Source organism: Bacillus rhizoplanae (genome assembly GCF_917563915.1).
In the GTDB taxonomy this organism is placed as follows: domain Bacteria; phylum Bacillota; class Bacilli; order Bacillales; family Bacillaceae_G; genus Bacillus_A; species Bacillus_A rhizoplanae.
The window spans coordinates 22371-44323 of record NZ_CAKJTI010000008.1 but is presented as its reverse complement, the minus strand read 5'-3'; the positions used below and the strand labels follow the sequence as shown (position 1 = coordinate 44323).

Below are 21953 nucleotides of genomic sequence, written 5' to 3'. Positions count from 1 at the left end.
TACACATGGCTGAACAAAAAACAGTAAGAGCACTGCCAGCACGTAGTGAAGTTGAAGTAGAAAACACATGGCGCTTAGAAGATATTTTCCAAACGGATGCAGAGTGGGAGACGGAATTTCAAGCGGTGAAAGAGTTACTACCAAAACTTACGGAATTTAAAGGAAAGCTTGGAGAATCGGCAAATGCGTTGTTAGAAACGCTGCAGTATGAAGATGAAGTATCGATGCGCCTTGGTAAATTGTATACATACGCACATATGCGCTACGACCAAGATACAACAAATTCATCTTATCAAGCGTTAAATGACCGTGCAACAAGTTTATATTCACAAGTATCAAGTAGTATGGCGTACATTGTTCCGGAAATTTTAACGATTTCAGAAGAGACATTGCGATCATTTTTACAAGAAAATAAAGAGTTAAAAGTGTATGAGCATGCATTAGAGGAAATTACACGTCAGCGTTCTCACGTATTATCAGAAGCGGAAGAAGCGTTATTAGCTCAGGCTTCTGAAGTTATGGGTGCATCTAGTAATACATTTGGTATATTAAATAACGCCGATTTAAAGTTTCCATCTATTCAAGATGAAAATGGGGAAGAGGTAGAAGTGACTCATGGCCGCTACATTCAATTTTTAGAAAGTGATGATCGTCGCGTTCGCCATGATGCTTTTCATGCTGTATATGAAACGTATGGGAAGTATAAGAATACATTTGCAAGTACATTAAATGGTGCAATTAAACGAAATAATTTTTATGGGAATGTTCGTAAGTATGATTCTGCTCGCCAATCTGCACTGAGCAATAATAATATTCCTGAGTCTGTTTATGATCAGCTTGTGGAAACAGTAAATGAAAACTTACATTTATTACATCGTTACATCGATATCCGTAAACGAGCACTTGGATTAGAAGAATTGCACATGTATGATTTATATACACCGCTCGTACCAGAAGTGAAAATGAACGTAACATATAAAGAAGCGCAAGATATATTATTACAATCATTAAATGTACTTGGGGAAGAGTATGTTGATATTTTAAAAGAAGCTTACGAAAATCGCTGGGTAGATGTATATGAAAATAAAGGGAAGCGAAGCGGTGCTTATTCATCTGGTGCTTATGGAACAAATCCATACGTTTTAATGAACTGGCATGATAATGTAAATAATTTATTTACGCTTGCTCACGAATTTGGTCATTCTGTGCATAGTTACTATACAAGAAAAACGCAGCCTTATGTGTACGGGGATTATTCAATTTTCGTTGCAGAGGTAGCGTCTACATGTAATGAAGCACTTCTAAATGATTATTTATTAAAAACGACAGATGATAAGAAGAAGCGTCTATACTTATTAAATCATTATTTAGAAGGTTTCCGCGGTACAGTATTCCGTCAAACAATGTTTGCTGAGTTTGAACACGTTATTCATCAAAAAGTGCAAGAAGGTCATGCAGTAACACCAGATATGTTAACGGAAATTTACTATGAGCTAAATAAAAAGTATTTCGGTGATAGTTTAGCCATCGATAAAGAAATTGGTTTAGAGTGGTCTCGTATTCCGCATTTCTACTACAATTATTATGTATATCAATATGCAACAGGCTTTAGTGCAGCAACTGCCTTATCAAAACAAATTTTAGAAGAAGGTAAGCCAGCAGTAGAACGTTACATTAATGAGTTCTTGAAAGCAGGAAGCTCTGACTATCCGATTGAAGTATTGAAAAAAGCTGGTGTTGATATGACGTCATCAGAGCCTGTAAAAGAAGCAATGCAAGTATTTGAAGAGAAATTAAATGAATTAGAAGCACTTCTATTTGAAGAGAAGTAGAAAAAACGAGAGTCGTATGACTCTCGTTTTTGTTTAAAATCCTTTAAATCGCTTTTGGTTATTGAAGTATGATACAGCCAATACGATTGCTCCAAATAAAAGGGGAAGTGATAAAATTAGTGGGAATACTTGTAACAATGATAGGACGTATAAACAAAAGAAGAGGAAGACGATACAAATAAATAATAAAAGATGGGATTTTTTCAATGGAAACCCTCCTATAAAGTGAAACTTCCATCAGTGGGGGTCTTACTGCCCGCGAATAGCGGGACAAATACTCTTTATATACTATATTCCGAAATGAAAACGTTTAGAATGTGACAGAAATGTGAAATTCGACAAAAAGGGTTGTCATCTGACGTCGAATCTTGTAATATAATAAACGTGAACGAATTCACATACAAACATATACCCCTTTGTTTGAACGTGAAATTTCTCCCATCCCCTTTAATATTTTTATAAGCCGTAAAGAAAACGACCTGGTGTTTTACACCAGGTCGTTTTCTTTTGTAATCCATTTCCAATAACGCTCTCGTTTTGTATCAACCATGCGTACTTTTCTTTTCAGTAGCAATTTTTTCATTTCTCGTTCTATTTCATTTTGAGAGTAATTATAAATAAAGGCAATTTCTTTTGTTGACATAAATTGAACTTGCTCTAGTAATACTTCTAGAGAAGGAAGTGGTTGTGGTTCAATTTCTTCTTTCACAATTTCTTTTAATACTTGTACATATACATCGTAAGAATAAATACCAGCAATTTTAATTCCTTCTTCATTTGAATTAGCATGAAAGAAAACGAGAGAAGGGATTTCTGTAATGTGCATTTCATTTGTAAATTTCAAATCACATTGAAATGCTTTTGCGGCACTGACAGAATGTAAATCTTGTTTAAATTCTTCAATATCAATTCCGCTTTGTTTCGCACATATAAGCAGCATATCCATATCTGGCTTTGATATATTTTCAAGTAAAATGGATTCTTGAAGTTTTCGTAAAAATTTCGAACCTGCTTTTCGACCTTGTAATTCTGCCGCCTTAATGGCAAGCGAAGTTATATACGGAGTTGATGAAGCCCCGTGCGTATATACTTTTCCGTCGCAAGAAAATCCGTGTAAACTTGTTGTTTTTTCCCACACAAATCGAATATTAGCAGGTTTATTCCATTTGTGTGATGGGGAGATGGCCCCTTCTACCTTACCGGTAACAATGTGACGGAGTGAAAAATATTTTCCATATTCGAGCCATAGTTTAATCATCAATGGCTCGATATCCCAACAATCTTTGCAAAGTGGATCAATAAATAAATATGCTTCTACAGACTTAGGCTCACATTTGGAAGGCGAGATTGATGCAATATGTTTTGCTTCCTGTTTTTCCATTAAGCTTCACCTGTTTCGGGAGTATTGACCATGTGCTGCGCCGTTAACGTCAAACGTTCAAATACAAAATCACGAATCGGTCCGTGTACATCGGTATCATCCATCGCTTGTTCCATACACGAGAGCCAAGCTTTTGCGCGTTTCGGTGTAATTTCGAACGGCAAATGACGAGCACGTAACATTGGGTGACCATGCTCTTCTGTATAAAGGCTTGGTCCTCCTAAATATTGTGTTAAAAATTGTTTTTGCTTCCTAGCAGTTTCTGTTAAATCGTCTGGGAAGATGGGAGATAAGTCAGGGTGTTTACTGACATAGGAATAAAATGTATCGACTAATTTTGCAATGCCTTGTTCACCGCCAATTGCTTCAAATGGTGTCGTTGGTTGCTTGTTCATCCTTGTAACTCCTTTTTCCATCAAATGTATATCTATCCCGCTACTTGTAGGCAGTAAGGTCTCCACCTTAATTTCATGAGAAATCATTCAAAGGAGATAGGGGCTAACTGCGAACTGTGCCCGATTGGTTCAATTAACCATCAGTGGGACAAAGCGTCCACTGATGGAAGTTTGACTTTATCCCGCTCTAATGGGCAGTATCTTTAGGTGTTCCATGATGCAAAACTGCCCATAAGAACCCGATTGGTTCAACTAACCTTCTAGAGAAAAGCATCCTAGAAGGAAGTTTCACTTTATTGTAGCAACGGATTGTCACGAAGAGCAAATAAATAGCTCTTAATCAATCCTTTGCTAGTTTATTGTTCTTTTTGGCCTTTGGCAAGAAAAAAGCGTTGCACTTTGTTTTTTGTATGTCTGGTAGGAATATTATGTTCTTTTAATAAAGAAGCAAATGCTGCTTGTCCAGCCTGTTCATCGCTTACTTCGTATTCAAGTTCATAATCATCATGTTCGTAATAAAAACTATGATCGAATACGAGGGTACCGCCTTCAAATGTTGTTTCTGCTCGCTCTGTTGTTAAGCTTCCCATGTATTGTAATGAAGAAACAGGAATTTGTAGGGTTTCTAATTGCTTGGAAACAGCTCCCTTGATTAACCTATTTGTTTCAATCATTATTTTAGCTTCTTCTTCTGTTAAAGTTTGATGCGTCTCTAACAATCCAATCTCTGCCGGTTGTTTTAGTGTTAGTGTATAAGTATTATTTTTACAACGAATACGAAGTGCAGAGCCAGCATTTTTTAATGAAAATGTAGGCGTTTCGAAATAGTGATTTACTTGTTTTGCGAATGTTGTAATAGAAAATGCCTGACATAAAGAATGGAATTCCTCTTTTGTGACCATGTTTTTAAATTCGATTTCAATTTCTTGCTGCATATGCGCTCTCCTTTTGTGAAATATCTGGTACTCATTATCGCTTTTTCCTAAATTTCATTCAATGTTTTATTTGTTTCGTTGTATGTTATGTTACAATAAAAGTGTTGATTATGACAGGAAGTATGATATGGAGGAGTTAAAGCATGCAAAATAAAATTCAAGTTAAGAGCGTAGAAAAAAGAGAAGATGCTCTTATTTTTTGTGCGGAAAATACAGAGCTACGTGTAGACGGTTTAAAGGCACGTAGTCACGTACTTGTAGATTCAGACAATTTATCATTTTTATATATTTTAGAGAATGAAACCTCTTTTATTTACGTGAGTATCCCGCATACGTGCTGGGAAGATTTAAAAAATGCGATGAAGAACGATGAAACAATGTTTGTTCGTATTCATGACGTTGAAATCGAGTTAGAACAAATGAAAGAAGAATTGGAATATTTAATTGAAAATATCGAAGGAAATGCGAATTACGGTGAGGAACTCGTAAGTGCAGTAGAAAAAGTGTTTCTGTAAAGTGAAACTTCCATCAGTGGACGTTTCATCCCACTGATGGTTAGTTGAACCAATCGGGCTCTTAAGGGCTGAAACACTTAAAGATACTGCCCATTAGAGCGGGATAGAAGAAACTGATTTGTTTTGGTGGTGGTTACATTGGATCGAAATTGGGAAGAATTTTTAGCTCCCTATCATCAAGCTGTAGGAGAGTTGAAAGTAAAATTAAAAGGAATGCGTTCTCAGTTTGAAATGTTGGCTGAACATTCGCCCATTGAGTTTGTAACAGGTAGAGTCAAATCTGTTGCAAGTATTATTGATAAAGCAGCAAAACGCAATATTCCACTCGATCGTTTGCAGGAAGAAATGCAAGATATTGCTGGGCTTCGTATGATGTGTCAATTTGTTGATGATATTAAGCCAGTTGTAGAGTTTTTACGAAAACGTAACGATTTTGAACTTGTGGAAGAACGCGATTATGTGACACAAAAGAAGGAAAGTGGATATCGTTCCTATCACGTTGTCATTAGTTATCCTGTGCAAACGATTCGTGGGGAGAAAAAAGTGTTAGTTGAAATTCAAATTCGAACGTTAGCAATGAATTTTTGGGCAACAATTGAGCATTCTTTAAATTATAAATATCGTGGGCGCTTTCCAGAAGATATTAAAGTGCGTTTGCAGCGCGCAGCTGAAGCAGCTTATCTATTAGACGAAGAAATGTCTTCGATTCGTCTTGAAATCAAAGAAGCACAAAAGATCTTTTTGCGCAAGCAAGAGGCGAAAGAAACAGAATAATAATCTAAAGGGTGTTGGGCGATGAAATTTGCAATTATGTCAAAGGGAGATCAATCATCAAATGCGCTTACAAGTACGATGACAGAGTACTTACGTGATTTTGAATTTACCATGGATGAAGAAGAGCCAGATATTGTAATTTCTGTTGGAGGAGATGGAACATTGCTGCATGCGTTTCATTGCTATCAGAATCGGTTAGACAAAACAGCATTTGTCGGTGTACATACTGGGCATCTAGGATTTTATGCAGATTGGTTACCAACAGAAGTTGAGAAGCTTGTCATTGCGATTGCGAAAACGCCTTTTCAAGTTGTTGAATATCCATTATTAGAGGTCATTATTCGTTACATGAATGGAAGTAAAGAATCACAATATTTAGCGCTAAATGAAGCGACGGTAAAAAGCAACGAAGGAACGCTTGTTATGGATGTAGAAATTCGCGGTGAATACTTTGAAACATTTCGCGGTGACGGTCTTTGTATTTCAACACCTTCTGGGAGTACCGCGTATAATAAAGCACTGGGCGGAGCGATTATTCATCCATCCTTGGAAGCCATTCAAATTACAGAAATGGCGTCTATTAACAATCGAGTTTTTCGTACAGTTGGATCTCCGCTCGTATTACCGAAGCATCATACGTGTGTGTTAAAACCAGCTACTGGAATGAACTTGCAAATTACAATTGATCATTTGACGATGGATCAACAAGATGTTAAATCGATTCAATACCGAGTGGCAAATCAAAGGGTTCGATTTGTGCGGTTTCGTCCATTTCCATTTTGGAAACGAGTGCGTGATTCCTTTGTGGCAGATCAGTAAAGTGAAACTTCTAGTAGCGGGCGTTTTTCCCGCTGCTAGCTAGTTGAACCAATCGGGCTCATACGGGCGGTTTTGCATCGTGAAATACATAAAGGTACCGCCCGTTAGAGCGGGGTAAAGTGAAACTTCTAGTAGCGGGCGTTTTTCCCGCTGCTAGCTAGTTGAACCAATCGGGCTCATACGGGCGGTTTTGCATCGTGAAATACATAAAGGTACCGCCCGTTAGAGCGGGGTAAAGCGAAACCTCTAGCAGCGGACATTTTTCCCGCTGCTAGTTAGTTGAATCCGGGATCAGAGGAATACATTGGGAACACGTAAAGAACACTGGTAGAGAGGAATAGAATAGAGTTATGCAGTTGAGAAGGTTTACTTTAACTTGGTGTATAACAGAAACAGATGATGGAATGCTTATTCGAGAGTTTTTGAAAGCGAAGGGTATTTCTAAAGCAGCGTTAACAGATATAAAGTTTCATGGCGGAGCGATTGAAGTGAACGGACATTCTGTAAATGTACGTCATGCTTTGCAAGAGGGAGAAAAGTTAGCAGTATGCTTCCCACCTGAGCAAAGAAGTGAAGGGATGCTAAGCGAGAACATTCCACTTTCGGTTGTGTATGAAGACGATTCTGTTCTTGTTATTAATAAGCGGCCGTATATGTCAACAATTCCATCAAGAGAGCATCCAAGCGGGAGTGTAGCTAATGCTCTTTTGCATTATTATGATCAGCAAAACCTTGCAAGTACAGTACATATTGTAACAAGGCTCGACCGAGATACATCTGGTTTAATGTTAATTGCAAAAAATCGTTTTATTCACCATTTGCTATCAAAGCAACATCAGCAAAAACAAGTAAAAAGAACATATGAAGCTATCGTTCATGGAACGATAGCAGAGGACAGCGGAACAATTGATGCTCCCATTGCACGAAAAGATGATAGTATTATTGAGCGCATGGTCCGTGAAGATGGGCAGCGAGCAGTTACCCACTTTCATGTGCAAAAGAGATTGAAAGGTAAGACGCATGTGACACTTCAATTAGAAACAGGGCGGACGCATCAAATTAGAGTACATATGGCGCATCTTGGCCATGCGTTACTTGGTGATGATTTGTATGGTGGGAAAAAGGATGAAATAAAGAGACAAGCATTGCATAGTACAAATTTAACATTTTATCATCCTGTATTAGAAAAGCAGCTTACATTTCATGCGGAGTTGCCGGAAGATATGAGAAAGCTGATGGAATCATGATTCCATCAGCTTTTTTTAGTCAATAGAACGAAATTTCTCCGGTACAAACGGCATTGAAGAAGGAACGGACACCGTTTCCATTTCCGGATAACGAAGTCCTGTTAATTTTCCGCCAAATACTGATCCAGTATCGATATTCACAGTATGATTGACGAATCGAGGTTCTTGTACCGGTGTATGTCCGTATACAATCCAAGCATCTCCAGTATAATGTTTCGCCCAGTCACGACGGACAGGAGAACCGTCAGGGTGCCTTTCGCCTGTAATATCACCGTACAAGACGAAAGTTTGGACTTTTTTATCACTTCTCCCGATATAATCTTGGCGAATACCAGCGTGACAAACAACGAGTTTTCCGTTATCTAGTACGTGATAGAGAGGCGCCTGTTCGTAAAGATCAATAAACTTTTTCTGCACGATTTTTTGCTCACGTGTGTTTAATGCTTCGTATTCTGCAACGGTTGTTTCTAAGCCATGTGCCACTTGCACTTTGCGCCCAAGGAAGTAACGATATAATTTGTTACAATGGTTACCCGGGGCATAATATGCTTCTTTTTTATGTATGACAAGTTCCCACACAATTTCAATCATTCGAAGAGAATGAGGACCACGGTCTGTAATATCACCGACGAAAGCAAGCTGCCGTTTTTGTGGATGAACAGGTAACCCGCTATCCCATTGATATCCAAGCTGCTTTGTTAATGATTGAAACTCTTCTAAACAGCCATGAATATCTCCGATAACATCATACTTCATATTTGATCACCTACTCTTTTTTTGATTAGTATACCTCTACAAGGGTAAGAAAAAAACCATATCCACTAGGATATGGTTTAATCAAACATAAATTTCTTGGTTCGCGACTGTACATTCAGAATGAAGCCAATCGCAATCATATAGGTGACCAAGGAACTACCACCGTAACTTAAAAGCGGTAATGTAATACCGGTAATAGGAAGTAGCCCGATTGTCATACCAATATTTTGGAACACTTGGAATGTAAACATCCCGACGGTTCCCGCGCATATATAGCTTCCGTATGGATCATTGCTTTCTAACGCAATATGAATCATACGATAAATGAGTAGGAAATAGAGCGAAATAACGACGCTTGCTCCTAAAAATCCGAATTTCTCAGCAATATTTGTAAAAATAAAATCGGTATGAGGTTCAGGGAAGTATACTTCTCCACCGTCCCAACCTTTTCCGTATAACTCGCCTGATCCGGTAGCTAAAAGGGCTTGAGTTAATTGATAACCCTGTGTTGGGTATTCATAAGGTGCTAACCAGCCGTAGAAACGATCTAGCTGATACTCTTTTAAAATATGTGCTTTAAAAAATGCTGTGTGTGCAAAGTAAATATAAACGAGTAGTGCAGCAACTGCAGCGACAATGCCAGCTAAACCGAAAATAAAGCGCCAACGTATACCTGATACTAAAATCATGGCTGCAAGCATTGCTGAAATTACCATTGTATTCCCTAAATCTGGTTCTTTTGCGATTAACAGTAATGGTGGTAAACTCGCTGCAAATATTTTTCCAAGTAAGAGTAGATCTTCTCGTGGCGTTCGAATCGTATATTTTTCATTATGGTCTACGATAATACGTCCAACTACAAGAATTAAAAAGAGTTTCATGATTTCTGAGGGTTGGAAATTACCAAGCCCTGCTGGTAATGCATACCAAGCGGTTGCCCCTTTAATCGTTTGAGAACCAGGAATATGAAACTCAAGTCCAAGAAGAAGAACCATTGCGAATCCGTATAAATACCAACAAATTTGCTTGTAACGATCAAAATCGATGACCATAACAGCAGCAATTGCAATCACACCAATTACATACCATTGAATTTGTTTAGCCACGAAGTTAACCTTTTGTAAATTTGGTGGCAAGGATGGCTGTGCACTGGCGATGGCAAAGCAACTTACTATAGCGATTGCAAGTACAATCATTATCAAGACGTAATCTATTTGATATCGAGAATTTTTATCTTTCACCGTACTGTATTCCTTTCTATGACTCATTGTTATTAAAAAAGACACTATTACCATCTTAGCGGATTTTTTGTTGTTTGCAAATATGTTGTTTAGATTTAAGTTGGGAATGTCAGATGTGTAGACTGTTATAACATTAAAGTTTTTATGCGTTTCATCTATATGCATATATAAACAGGGATAACATATTAATTGATAATCATAAAATAAACTTGAAAAACATAAGATTTCTTTAGGTTTATTTTATAAAACTCGGATTATAATTTTGGGGCAATGTGTTCCATATAAATGCTATCTTTGAAGGGGAAAATTTGCTTCCATTTTAATAATGTTATAGGGATATGATAAAAGAGAATTGTCGCTTAATTTTTAATTCATTTATCCCGCATTAACGGACAGTAAGACCCCCGCCTCAAGATGCAGAGAAAAGCGAAGAAGAAAGGTGGGGGATAACTGTCCGTAAAAGCCCGATTGGTTCAACTAACCATCAGTGGGGGGGATCCCCCACTGATGGAAGTTTCACTTTATGGTTTGGAAAGAAGGAAGCCTCCACTACTGGAAATTGTACGATATTTGAGGGGGAGGAGCGTTTTATGTTAACAAGTATTGTTATTTTAACTCACAACCAACTCCATTACACGAAACAATGTATTGATAGTATAAGGAACTATACAGAAAAAGAAAGCTACGAGTTAATTGTTATTGATAATGCATCAACGGATGGAACGGTAGAGTGGTTACAATTGCAGTCAGATATACTTCTTGTGAAGAATGCAGCTAACGTTGGGTTTCCACGAGGGTGCAACCAAGGAATTGAAAAAGCGAAAGGTGACAACATTTTATTATTAAACAATGATGTAGTTGTAACAGAAAATTGGTTAAAGAACTTACTAAATTGTTTATATGAACAGCCTGATACAGCAGCTGTAGGACCGGTAACGAACAGTGCTTCCTATTACAGTACAATTCCTGTTTCTTATACAAATTTAGAAGAGATGCAAGAGTTTGCTGCTGCATATAATCAAAGTGATGCAACGAAATGGGAAGAAAGAATAAAATTAATCGGCTTTTGTATGCTTATAAAGAGAGAGGTTTTAAATGAGATTGGTTTACTAGATGAACGATTTACACCAGGCAATTATGAGGATGATGATATATCACTTCGGATGCGCCAAAAGGGATATAAATTATATTTATGCCGTGATACATTTGTTCATCATTATGGAAGTGTATCTTGGAAAGAAAATATTCCTCAATTTTATAATTTGTTGCATGCAAATGGATTGAAATTTCAACAGAAATGGGGATTCCCTTCTAGTGATTTATTCATTCGCTTCGATTTATTACAATTGTCGGATATGTATTACAAAGAAGGGATGAATATTCTTCATATTGGTGCAGGGTGCGGTGCAACATTGCTTGAAATGAAGCGTCGTTATCAAAATGGGAATTTTTTGGGCGTTGAAGAGAAAAAGGAAGCGGTGAGAATTGCTGAGTATGCAGCACCGACACTGCATGCGAAACTAAATGAATTAGAGGGGAATTTTTTAAATGATAAGTTTTCTATAATTCTACTTTCATGTCCTGTGTACCGTGAACATATGTTAGCTGTCATAAGAGGAATCTCCCGTTTATTACATCAAGATGGTGTTCTGATTATGTCATTTCCTAATTCTAATTACTACACACGAATTGAACAACGATTTCAAGTTCAAGGTAAGAATGAGGAAGATGAGCAGAGTTACAGTCTAGAAGAAATCATGATTTTATTAGAAAAAGAGCGATTAAAAGTGATGAATATTCAAGAACTGGCAGGTGATTTAGGAAGATGGAATGAACAATATGCGTCCTATTGCACTTCACTTATTGGTAAAATGGATGCACATTTAGCGGGGTATAATGTTATTGTTTCACATGCATAACATCATTATGGTACTTTAAGTTGAATGTATAGGAGGGGAATAGGATGGGAACAGAAGACTCCTCTTTATATCGAGAAAAGCGTGATGATTATTATGAAGGTGCAAATCCTTATTTATTAAAGCATATAAAAAAAGAGTGGAAAGAAGTTCTGGATATTGGTTGTTCACGAGGTGGGTTAGGAGCTGCTATAAAAGAAAAGGGGATACGTGTTTCAGGTATTGAAGCTTTTGAAGAAGCAGCACAAATTGCAAAAACAAAACTGGATCATGTGATCAGAGATAATATAGAAACAATGGACTTACCGTATGAGAAAGAACAGTTTGATTGTATTATTTTTGGAGATGTATTAGAGCATTTGTTTGATCCGTGGGCTGTTTTAGAGAAAGTAAAACCGTATGTAAAACAAGGCGGTGTTATTTTAACAAGTATACCGAACGTTGCGCATATTTCAGTATTGATTCCCCTTCTGAATGGAGATTGGACGTATGAAAAAGCTGGATTGATGGATAAAACACATATTCGCTTTTTTACGTTTAAAGAGATGTTACGTCTGTTTGTGAATGCAGGCTTTTCGATTAATCAAGTGGAACGTGTATATGTTAATTACGATACGTATACACCGATCATACAAGACTTATATGAAGTTTGTAAGAAATATAATATTGGAAGTAACTTTATGACGGAGACAAGTGTATATCAATATGTAATTGAAGCAATGAAAGTGTGAATGAAGCGGAGAAATGACTGTTATCCCGCTATTCGCAGGTCACTGATGTAATCCCTTATTTGTTGTATCTATAAGGGATTACATTCACAAACAGAAAAGAAAGGATTACCATGATGAAAGAAAAGACAATTTTGGTAGTCGTTTGTGTCAATAGCGAAGAGCTTTTTACACAATGTGAGAGGCAAATTAAAAATGTGTTTGTTCCACATGAATATCAAGTTCAAATACTTCCAATCTATAATGCAACGAGTATGACAAGTGCATATAATCAAGCAATTTCATATCCAGCAAAGTATAAAGTGTATTTGCATCAAGATACATTTCTTATCGATCGGAATATTTTTATTAATCTTATCTCTATTTTTACATCTAATGAAAACCTCGGGCTAATTGGAGTAGCAGGCTGTCAGCATATGCCGGAAAATGGTATATGGTGGGAAGGGGGAAAATTAGCTGGGCAAGTTATTGAGTACAGAAGACAGAATTATCAATTATTAAGTTTTGAAACAGGCTTTTATGAACCGAATCTTTTTACTCCTGTTCAAGCAATAGACGGTTTGTTTATGGCTACGCAATATGATTTGCCATGGAGGGAAGATTTATTTGATGGGTTTCATTTTTATGATGTTTCCCAGTCATTTGAATTCCGTAAAGCAGGTTATTTAGTAGGTGTTTCTAACCAAATGCGGCCATGGTGTCTTCATTATAATGGGGATGAATTTGATGCATTGGCCTATGAAAAATATCGGCAAATCTTTTTGCGTAGCTATATGAATACTTCATTTCCAACATAAGGGAGTGATTGAGATGAAGGGGATTATTTTAGCAGGAGGAACGGGATCAAGGCTATATCCGATTACGAAAGTAACAAATAAGCATCTCCTTCCAGTCGGACGATATCCGATGATTTATCATTCAGTATACAAATTAAAACAATGTGAAATTACAGATATTATGGTAGTTACCGGGAGAGAGCACATGGGGGCTGTCGTGGATTTCTTAGGGAGCGGGGAAGAATTTGGTGTATCGTTTACTTATCGGGTGCAAGACCGTGCGGGAGGGATTGCAGAGGCTTTAGGATTATGTGAACATTTCGTTAATAAGGACCGAATGCTCGTTATACTAGGAGACAATATTTTTTCAGATGACCTTCGTCCATATGTAGAAGAATATATGAAACAAGAACAAGGTGCAAAAGTATTACTAAAAGCAGTAGAAAATTCTACAAGATTTGGCGTACCTTTTATTAAAGATGGAAAAATTATCGAAATTGAAGAAAAACCGAAAGAACCAAAAAGTTCATATGCGGTTACAGGCATTTATATGTATGACGCACAAGTCTTTTCATATATAAAGCAGCTAAAGCCATCAGCACGAGGTGAGCTAGAGGTTACAGATTTGAACAATTGGTATTTACAGAGAGGAATTCTTACTTACAATATGTTAAATGGCTGGTGGACGGATGCAGGAACTCATACTTCTCTTCAGAGAGCAAATACGTTGGCGCGAAATATAGACTTTGGAAAGCAGTTCAATGGGGAGTAGGTGAGTATATGAAAGTGATTGACACATCTTTTCGAGATGTAAAACTGTTAGAACCACATTTGTTTGAAGACGAACGAGGTTTTTTTATGGAGAATTATAACAAAGAAACGTTGGAGAAGATTGGTATTACATATTCGTTTGTACAAGATAATCTATCTTCTTCTGCGAAAGCAGGTACGATTCGCGGTTTGCATTTTCAAAAGGAACCGAAAGCCCAAACAAAACTAGTTCAAGTTTTACAAGGTGCTATTTATGATGTCATTGTTGATTTACGTAAAGAATCCCCTACGTATGAACAGTGGCAAGCATATATTTTAAGTGAAGAGAATCGCCGGCAATTGCTTGTTCCAAAAGGTTTTGCTCATGGATTTTGTACGCTTGTTCCGCATACAGTTGTTATGTATAAAGTTGATGAGTATTATAGTGCCCCGCACGATAGCGGTGTGTATTGGCGGGATAAAGATTTGAACATTCCATGGCCGGTAAAAGAGCCCACTTTGTCAAAAAAAGATCGGCTGCTGCCATCGCTTATTGAGTGCAAAGATTGTTTTTAAGTAGGAGAGTTGTCTATGAATATATTAGTAACAGGCGGAGCTGGATTTATTGGTAGTAATTTTGTTCATTATATATTGAAAGTATACAAAAATTACCATGTTATTAATTATGATGCGTTAACATATAGCGGCAATCTTGAAAATTTACGTTCTGTTGAGCAAGATCCTCGCTATGTTTTTCTAAAAGGCACGATTCAAAATCGTGAGCTTTTAGAATATGCTATTCAGGAATATAAGGTAGATGCCATTGTTAACTTTGCAGCGGAATCACATGTTGATCGCAGCATTGAAAATCCTATTCCTTTCTATGATACGAATATAATTGGAACGGTAACGTTATTAGAGTTAGTCAAAAAATATCCTCATATAAAAATGGTGCAAGTCTCAACAGATGAGGTGTATGGCTCATTAGGGGAAGCAGGGAAATTTACAGAACAAACACCGTTAGATCCGAGCAGTCCGTATTCTTCTAGTAAGGCGAGTGCAGATATGATTGCTTTATCCTATTACAAAACGTATCAATTGCCTATTATTGTTACCCGTTGTTCCAATAACTATGGACCATATCAATATCCAGAGAAATTAATTCCACTTATAATTACAAATGCACTTGAGGGGAAGAAATTGCCGTTATACGGAGATGGATTGAATATAAGAGATTGGCTTCATGTGAATGACCATTGTAGTGCAATTGATGTTGTACTGCATAAAGGGAAAATTGGGGAAGTGTATAACATTGGCGGAGATAATGAAAAACCGAATGTAGAAGTTGTTGAGCAGATTTTGGCGTTATTGAAAAGAGGAAAAGATGATATCTATCATGTTACAGACCGCTTAGGACACGACCGCCGCTATGCAATTGATGCGAAAAAAATAAAGCAAGAATTAGGATGGAAGCCGGTGTATACGTTTAAGCAAGGGATCGAAGAAACCGTTCGTTGGTATAAACAAAACGTGCAATGGTGGCGACCATTAAAAGAAAAGTAAGGGGCTCGCAGATGAAAGAACGGGTTATGATAACGGGAGCAAATGGTCAATTAGGGAAACAAATAGTAGAAGATTTGGATTCAAAATTGTATGAAATATATCCATTTGATAAAAAGTCGTTAAATATTACTGACATGTCACAAGTAGAGCGTGTAATAAAGACGATAAAGCCTCATATCATTATACATTGTGCCGCTTATACAAAAGTAGATCAAGCAGAGGAAGAACAAGATTTAGCATATTTAACAAACGCAATTGGAACAAGAAATATAGCGGTTATTGCGCAAAATGTAGGAGCAAAGCTTATTTATATTAGTACAGATTATGTATTTTCTGGTGTTAGAATAGAGGGCTATCATGAATTCCATATACCAAAACCAGTAAATGTATATGGTCTTTCAAAATATGCAGGGGAGCAATTTGTGGAAAAATTTCATAATCAATACTTTATTATTCGCACGTCTTGGCTTTACGGGAAATATGGAAACAACTTTGTTAAAACAATGTTAAGGGTTAGTGAAGAGAAAGAGAGTGTATCGATTGTTTCTGATCAAGTAGGATCTCCTACTTCTGTAAAAGACTTAGTTTCCGTTATAAAGAAACTCATACGTACATCATTATATGGTACATACCATGTATCAAATAGCGGAGCGTGTTCTTGGTACGAGTTTGCTAAGAAAATTTTTTCGTATGCAAACAAGAAGGTACACGTCTTACCTATCTCAACAGAAGAATTTGGCGCAAAAGCACCGAGGCCCCAATACTCAATCTTACAGCATAAAATGTTAAAATTAAATGGTTTTTCACAAATGCCATCTTGGGAAGAAGGATTAGAACGCTTCTTTAGCGAAACAAAGAATCACTAGTGAATTTGGACTAGTGATTTTTGTTTGCCTTTAGAGTATTTTATGTTAATATAAAAATAGTACCAGGTTCTAATAACAACTATAATTTATAAATATAGGAGGATAAATATATGAATCTTCTCAATGTAAAAGGAAAAAATATTGTCGTGATGGGCGTTGCGAACCAACGAAGCATCGCTTGGGGTATTGCTCGTTCATTACATAACGCAGGCGCAAACTTAATTTTCACATATGCTGGGGAACGATTAGAAAAGAATGTACGTGATTTAGCAGAATCATTAGAAGGACAAAAATCACTTGTATTGCCATGTGATGTAACAAGTGATGAAGATATCGCAAGCTGCTTCCAAGCAATTAAGGAAGAGGTTGGCGTTATTCATGGATTGGCTCATTGCATTGCATTCGCAGAACGTGATGATTTAAAAGGTGAGTTCGTTGATACATCTCGTAATGGTTTCTTATTAGCACAAAATATTAGTTCATTCTCTTTAACAGCTGTAGCAAGAGCAGCGAAAGAAGTGATGACAGAAGGTGGAAGTATCGTAACGCTAACATATCTAGGCGGCGAGCGTGTTGTATCGAACTACAACGTAATGGGTGTTGCAAAAGCATCATTAGAAGCGAGCGTAAAATATTTAGCGAACGACTTAGGAAAGCATAATATTCGCGTCAACGCAGTATCTGCAGGACCAATCCGCACATTATCAGCAAAAGGTGTTGGCGACTTCAACAGCATCTTAAAACAAATTGAAGAACGCGCACCGCTTCGCCGCAATGTAACACAAGAAGAAGTTGGAAATACAGCGTTATTCTTATTCAGTGACTTAGCAAGCGGAGTGACTGGCGAGAATATTCATGTTGATTCTGGATACCACATTTTAGGATAATATAGACAAATAAAAAGCCGTTTCTTTCCGAGTATTTCATAGGATGGAAACGGCTTTTTGTTGCTATCGAAAAAACGTATAATCAAATGTGCTATATTCTATTCAATTTTTAGCATAGGTTACGTGATGCGATGGACAGACCAAATAATACCATTACTATTGGTACCACCTAAATCAAGAGCAATTGTTAATCCATTACCTACATAGAATAAAGCAATTTGGTCTCCAGCAGTTAATTCTAAATCACCAGTTAATGTCACAGCTCCATCGCCGAGAACGGCTCTAAGGGTTAATAGTGTAACGCTCACATCTAATATTGGGAATAAGCCACTTATTAAATCATCTGTGGTTGGAGAGATTCTTCGGATAACAAATGCTGGATTAACAGTTGGACCGAGTGAAACAGAAAGTGAAGTAAGTGTTGAGTAGTTAATAGTCGCCTCAAATACATATCTTCCTGTTGCAGGGACTGTAAATACTCCAGTAGTAGCATCGAATGCAGCATTACCGTAATAAGGGGATGTTGTACTCCAGTTCGTGAGTGTAGCGCCGGTAGCCCCTGCAGGTATTGAGAAAGTTGAAATATTAGCAGAGAATCCGTTTGCTAGAACGTTAGGTCCCGTGTCGCCGGTAGGTCCCGTAGCGCCAGTGACGCCTTGAATACCCTGAGGTCCTTGAGGTCCCGTGTCGCCGGTAGGTCCTGTAGCGCCAGTGACGCCTTGAATACCTTGAGGTCCTTGAGGTCCCGTGTCGCCGGTAGGTCCAGTAGCGCCAGTGACGCCTTGAATACCCTGAGGTCCTTGAGGTCCCGTGTCGCCAGTAGGTCCAGTAGCGCCAGTAGGTCCAGTAGCGCCAGTAGGTCCACTATTTCCACCAGGTGGGACTGGCGGCAGAGTAGGACCTAATACAGCAGAAACAATATACTCTATTGAATGAAATTGATTAGCAGATTTTTCATTTTTCATGTATTCACCTCCAAAAGCTTTTCAATATATATTAAATGCAGAAGGGAATCGAAATGATATAGTTGTTTTAAATATTATAAAAACAATATATTGTAATATAATGCAGTCATGCCAGTAAATTTTTCTTTCATTTTTCATATACTACAAGGGGAAAGGAGGAGGGGTTTTGGTGAAGGAGAGCATTACAATTAGCTTATGTATGATTGTGAAAGATGAAGAACAGACAATTGCTAGATGTTTAGAATCAGTACAAGAGGTTATTGATGAAATCATTATTGTGGATACAGGTTCAACGGATCAAACAAAAGAGATTGTTAGAGAGTATACCCCTTATATTTATGACTTTGAATGGATAGATGATTTTGCAGCTGCTCGAAATTTTTCGTTTTCAAAAGCAACAAAGGACTATGTTTTGTGGTTAGATGCGGATGATATTTTAATGGAAACAGAAAAAGATAAGTTGTTACATCTGAAAGAAAATTTGGATTCTAATGTAGATGCAGTTTCTATGTCCTATTATCTTGCAGTTGATGAAAAGGGGAAGCCTACTTACAGTTCTGTTCGAAATCGTCTAGTAAAGCGGATAAAGAATTTCCAGTGGATTGGATTTGTTCATGAATATTTAGCTGTTTATGGAAATATAATGAAAAGTGATATAGCGATTATGCATAAAAAAGAAAAAGAACATAGCAATCGTAATCTTCGAATTTTCGAGAAGGCACTCCGAGAAGGAAGAACTTTTACACCGAGGGATATCGTTTATTATGCTAATGAATGCGTTGATCACAAAAAATATGAAAAAGCAATTGAATTATATAATCAGTTTTTAGATGGAAAAGAAGGTTGGGTGGAAGATTGTATACACGCATGTGGGAGATTAGCAGATTGCTATAAGCAACTGCAAAAGTCGGAAGAAGCACTGCAAGCATGTTTTCGTTCTTTTCAATATGACATTCCAAGAGGAGAAATTTGTTGTCGTGTAGGTCACATGTTTATGGAAAAAGGAGATTACAAACAAGCAACCTTTTGGTATGAGATGGCGATTCATGTTCCGTTTCAAGATTCAACTAGATTTATAGATTATGCATCTTATACATGGGTCCCTCATTTACAGTTATGTGTTTGCTATAGCCGGTTAGGGGATAATGAAAAAGCAAATTATCATAATGAACAAGCGGCAGTATATGTACCGGATCATGTTTCGGTGAAATATAATCGAGAATATTTTCGAAATCTATTCAAAGATAATACACAAGAATGAGTTGATTTGTAAGAAAGTTCATAATGAGAAATGTATAAAAAATGTGATAAATTGATTACCTTTTAAATGAAAAGCAGGGCCATCTCACAATATATGAGGTGGCCTTGTATTTAGGCAATTTGTGTCACTGTTAAAGTAGCAGCTCGAATATCTACAGTGTTTATTGCGTCTATTATATTTGTTGGGACAATTTGTATTAAGTCATTTTCGGTTAAGTTAATCAGAACTACGCTGCTTGTTACTACAGCTAGACCTGTGTCATTGAAGGTTGTACGTACAGCCGTTCCAGAACCAGGAATAGCATTAGAGACATTGGTACCATTTAATGTTAAGAAAAATGTAGCAGATTCGCGTCCACTACCATCAGGTGGAGCAGGCACATTATCTAAAGAAACTGTTAATGTATAGCTAAGCTGATATATTCCAGATCTTTTGACGACAAGTCCATGTCCAGTACTTACTACATCAAGAAGAACAGGGGTGGATACGTTTGGATTTGTATTATTACTTGGTAAAGGAATTGGTTGACCTATCGAAACAGGTGTATCACTTGCCGAAAAAGCAATCCCAAAGGCAGGGAATTCTTTCGCTGGAAAAGCAAAGAAATTATTGCAACAATCCATATTTTCACTCCTTTGTATATTCTCATTCTATTTAATGAAAAAAATAAGTAAAATGTTATAGACAGGTTACTAATTTCATTGAAAATAAGGAATATACCTAATAATAGAATTATATGGAAGTTTTATCTAAAATCTCGTTCGATTTCTTCCCATGTCATATGAGTACGTATAATATCATCTTCTACTAGCTTACTTCCCATTTGAACTTCAATAAATTCTAGGTCAGTAATAGCACGTGCTCCATGCATTGTTCCAACCGGAATGTAAATAACATCGCCAGGTTTTATCAGTTTGAATTTCTCGTCTATAATAAGTTCGCCTTCTCCTGCAATAATTGTCCAAATTTCTTCGCGCTTAAAATGCATTTGATAACTGAGATTTTTTCCCGCTAAAATTTTAAGCCTTTTGGTTAAAATTTCATTCCCATCTTTAAGTTTTTCATAATCTAGAACACGGTAGTTTCCCCAACGCTTTTCCTCATACATAGGTCTAGGATTCTCGTGATTAATAAGTTCTTTGATTTTTCCACTTTCCTGCTTATCAGCTATCAAAATACCTTCATGACTCGCTATTATAATGCTATTGCAAATATTTGCTACAACAAGAGGAAGATTTAGTTCATTAATGATATGAGTATTAAGGGTATTTTCACTTAAAATTCCATTTCCAATAATTTGTGTATCCATAATCTCTGTAAGGGTACTCCAAGTTCCTAAATCACGCCATGCTCCTTCATAGGGCATTACCACAATATCATCGCATCTTTCTACAACTTCATAGTCAAAGCTTTTTTGAGGAAGGGTGGAATATTGTTGGATAAGCTCTTCATACTGAACTGGTATTTTCATAGAAGTTAGGCATTGAATTAAAAAACCTAATTTAAATGTGAATACGCCACAATTCCAAAGCGCTTCTTGTTTAATAAGCTCTTTTGCCTTGCTTTGCATTGGTTTTTCAATAAACTGGTTAACTTTCATATATGGAGGTGTTTGTACTGATGAAGAGTGACTAGGGGTAGTTGTAATATAACCATATTGTTCAGAAGGATGTGAAGGTCGAACGCCCATAAGTGCAAGTGATGCATTTGAGTCTGTCAATACTTGGTCAAGTTTAAGTAAGGCTTCAAAGAAAGAATTCTCTACATAAGCATCAACAGGCATGATACAAATAGTCTCGTTTACATCAACATTTAGAACAGAATAGAGATAGACTGATGCTAAGGCAATAGCAGGGAAGGTATCTCGTCGATCTGGTTCGATGATAAGAGGAAGTTTATTGTTAAGTTGATTTTGAATAATATCTGTTTGAGATTTGCAAGTTGCTATATAAGTAGAGTTTGTTAGACCAATAGATTGAACTTGTCCCACAATTCTTTGAATCATGGATTCCTGAATACCATACTGGTTACGAAGTATTTTTAAAAATTGTTTAGATCTAGAGTTGTTTGATAATGGCCATAAGCGTTTTCCAGACCCTCCAGATAGTAAAATAAGTTTCATATTATCCCAACTTTCTAGTAGTATTAAACCTCGATGTTATGGTTAATAAAATAAGTACAGGGTTTTGTACCTGTGCGGCTTCTTTAAGAAGCATGCGTTTATAATCCAATAAAGGCTAGTATTTAGTAGCAACATAAGTCCATTTACAAGCATTTTTGTTCTTTATATTCTTTTTATTAAGTGAGTTGCTTTTGGAGTGCCTCGAGAAGTAATTTGTCATGAAT

The 21953-nt window shown here is 37.0% G+C and carries 22 protein-coding genes and 1 pseudogene; 14 read left to right on the top strand and 9 right to left on the bottom strand.

What is annotated here, in order from left to right; genetic code table 11:
• The first annotated feature begins 5 nt into the window (after positions 1 to 5).
• A complete protein-coding gene (gene pepF / locus LRP84_RS10145; RefSeq protein WP_230574970.1) occupies positions 6 to 1832 on the top strand; it encodes an oligoendopeptidase F in 1827 nt (608 codons plus the stop codon).
• Between the two features lie 33 nt (positions 1833 to 1865).
• Here the strand turns inward: pepF and LRP84_RS22720 are convergent, their stop codons facing one another.
• The 4 genes from LRP84_RS22720 to LRP84_RS10130 form a co-directional block, all read right to left on the bottom strand.
• Positions 1866 to 2039 carry a hypothetical protein gene (locus tag LRP84_RS22720; protein ID WP_496559683.1) on the bottom strand — a complete coding sequence of 58 codons (174 nt, stop codon included), beginning with the start codon at positions 2037 to 2039 and terminating at the stop codon, positions 1866 to 1868.
• 280 nt (positions 2040 to 2319) lie between these two features.
• Positions 2320 to 3213, bottom strand: coding sequence for a ClpXP adapter SpxH family protein (locus LRP84_RS10140; protein ID WP_230574969.1), 894 nt, complete (start codon positions 3211 to 3213; stop codon positions 2320 to 2322).
• A complete protein-coding gene (locus tag LRP84_RS10135) occupies positions 3213 to 3608 on the bottom strand; it encodes a globin domain-containing protein (RefSeq protein ID WP_098306218.1) in 396 nt (131 codons plus the stop codon). The genes LRP84_RS10140 and LRP84_RS10135 overlap by 1 nt, the downstream gene beginning before the upstream one ends.
• Before the next feature lie 356 nt (positions 3609 to 3964).
• Positions 3965 to 4543, bottom strand: coding sequence for a CYTH domain-containing protein (locus LRP84_RS10130; protein WP_230574968.1), 579 nt, complete (start codon positions 4541 to 4543; stop codon positions 3965 to 3967).
• A gap of 143 nt (positions 4544 to 4686) precedes the next feature.
• On the opposite strand from LRP84_RS10130, the gene LRP84_RS10125 reads away from it, so the two are divergent.
• From LRP84_RS10125 to LRP84_RS10110, 4 genes are all read left to right on the top strand, one after another.
• The gene (locus LRP84_RS10125; RefSeq protein ID WP_230574967.1) at positions 4687 to 5058 is read left to right on the top strand and encodes a UPF0738 family protein; all 372 of its coding nucleotides are present in this window, start codon (positions 4687 to 4689) and stop codon (positions 5056 to 5058) included.
• A gap of 138 nt (positions 5059 to 5196) precedes the next feature.
• Positions 5197 to 5832: a GTP diphosphokinase gene (gene yjbM / locus LRP84_RS10120; protein WP_230574966.1), complete on the top strand. Its 636-nt coding sequence runs from the start codon at positions 5197 to 5199 to the stop codon at positions 5830 to 5832.
• 21 nt (positions 5833 to 5853) lie between these two features.
• Complete coding sequence (locus LRP84_RS10115) at positions 5854 to 6651, top strand: NAD kinase (protein WP_230574965.1); 798 nt, start codon at positions 5854 to 5856, stop codon at positions 6649 to 6651.
• A 356-nt stretch (positions 6652 to 7007) separates the two neighbouring features.
• Positions 7008 to 7898, top strand: coding sequence for an RluA family pseudouridine synthase (locus tag LRP84_RS10110; protein ID WP_230574964.1), 891 nt, complete (start codon positions 7008 to 7010; stop codon positions 7896 to 7898).
• A 15-nt stretch (positions 7899 to 7913) separates the two neighbouring features.
• On the opposite strand, the gene prpE is transcribed toward LRP84_RS10110, so the two are convergent.
• Positions 7914 to 8654, bottom strand: coding sequence for a bis(5'-nucleosyl)-tetraphosphatase PrpE (gene prpE, locus LRP84_RS10105; RefSeq protein WP_230574963.1), 741 nt, complete (start codon positions 8652 to 8654; stop codon positions 7914 to 7916).
• Between the two features lie 77 nt (positions 8655 to 8731).
• A complete protein-coding gene (locus LRP84_RS10100) occupies positions 8732 to 9895 on the bottom strand; it encodes an FtsW/RodA/SpoVE family cell cycle protein (protein ID WP_230574962.1) in 1164 nt (387 codons plus the stop codon).
• A gap of 590 nt (positions 9896 to 10485) precedes the next feature.
• Between LRP84_RS10100 and LRP84_RS10095 the strand changes: the two are divergent.
• The 8 genes and pseudogenes from LRP84_RS10095 to fabI all read left to right on the top strand — a co-directional run.
• A pseudogene (locus LRP84_RS10095) lies at positions 10486 to 11589 on the top strand (glycosyltransferase); the annotation flags it as partial.
• Positions 11590 to 11858: 269 nt separating this feature from the next.
• Positions 11859 to 12542 (top strand): class I SAM-dependent methyltransferase, encoded by a 684-nt coding sequence (locus LRP84_RS10090; RefSeq protein WP_230574961.1) that lies wholly within the window; start codon positions 11859 to 11861, stop codon positions 12540 to 12542.
• Between the two features lie 113 nt (positions 12543 to 12655).
• Entirely contained in the window at positions 12656 to 13336 is a 681-nt protein-coding gene (locus LRP84_RS10085; RefSeq protein WP_230574960.1) for a glycosyltransferase family protein, read from the top strand.
• Between the two features lie 13 nt (positions 13337 to 13349).
• Positions 13350 to 14087 carry a sugar phosphate nucleotidyltransferase gene (locus tag LRP84_RS10080; RefSeq protein ID WP_230574959.1) on the top strand — a complete coding sequence of 246 codons (738 nt, stop codon included), beginning with the start codon at positions 13350 to 13352 and terminating at the stop codon, positions 14085 to 14087.
• Positions 14088 to 14095: 8 nt separating this feature from the next.
• Positions 14096 to 14641 carry a dTDP-4-dehydrorhamnose 3,5-epimerase gene (rfbC, locus tag LRP84_RS10075; protein ID WP_230574958.1) on the top strand — a complete coding sequence of 182 codons (546 nt, stop codon included), beginning with the start codon at positions 14096 to 14098 and terminating at the stop codon, positions 14639 to 14641.
• Between the two features lie 15 nt (positions 14642 to 14656).
• Positions 14657 to 15628, top strand: a complete 972-nt coding sequence (gene rfbB / locus LRP84_RS10070) for a dTDP-glucose 4,6-dehydratase (protein WP_230574957.1) — start codon at positions 14657 to 14659, stop codon at positions 15626 to 15628.
• Positions 15629 to 15639: 11 nt separating this feature from the next.
• Positions 15640 to 16494, top strand: coding sequence for a dTDP-4-dehydrorhamnose reductase (gene rfbD, locus LRP84_RS10065; RefSeq protein ID WP_230574956.1), 855 nt, complete (start codon positions 15640 to 15642; stop codon positions 16492 to 16494).
• Between the two features lie 110 nt (positions 16495 to 16604).
• Positions 16605 to 17381: an enoyl-ACP reductase FabI gene (gene fabI / locus LRP84_RS10060; RefSeq protein WP_230574955.1), complete on the top strand. Its 777-nt coding sequence runs from the start codon at positions 16605 to 16607 to the stop codon at positions 17379 to 17381.
• 119 nt (positions 17382 to 17500) lie between these two features.
• Here the strand turns inward: fabI and LRP84_RS22440 are convergent, their stop codons facing one another.
• Positions 17501 to 18346, bottom strand: a complete 846-nt coding sequence (locus tag LRP84_RS22440; protein WP_302850583.1) for a collagen-like domain-containing protein — start codon at positions 18344 to 18346, stop codon at positions 17501 to 17503.
• Positions 18347 to 18545: 199 nt separating this feature from the next.
• On the opposite strand from LRP84_RS22440, the gene LRP84_RS10050 reads away from it, so the two are divergent.
• The gene (locus tag LRP84_RS10050) at positions 18546 to 19607 is read left to right on the top strand and encodes a glycosyltransferase (protein WP_230575074.1); all 1062 of its coding nucleotides are present in this window, start codon (positions 18546 to 18548) and stop codon (positions 19605 to 19607) included.
• A 110-nt stretch (positions 19608 to 19717) separates the two neighbouring features.
• Here LRP84_RS10050 and LRP84_RS10045 read toward each other — a convergent pair whose 3' ends face one another.
• Positions 19718 to 20230, bottom strand: a complete 513-nt coding sequence (locus LRP84_RS10045) for a hypothetical protein (protein ID WP_230574954.1) — start codon at positions 20228 to 20230, stop codon at positions 19718 to 19720.
• A gap of 122 nt (positions 20231 to 20352) precedes the next feature.
• Positions 20353 to 21729, bottom strand: a complete 1377-nt coding sequence (locus LRP84_RS10040; protein WP_230574953.1) for a sugar phosphate nucleotidyltransferase — start codon at positions 21727 to 21729, stop codon at positions 20353 to 20355.
• Between the last annotated feature and the right edge of the window lie 224 nt (positions 21730 to 21953).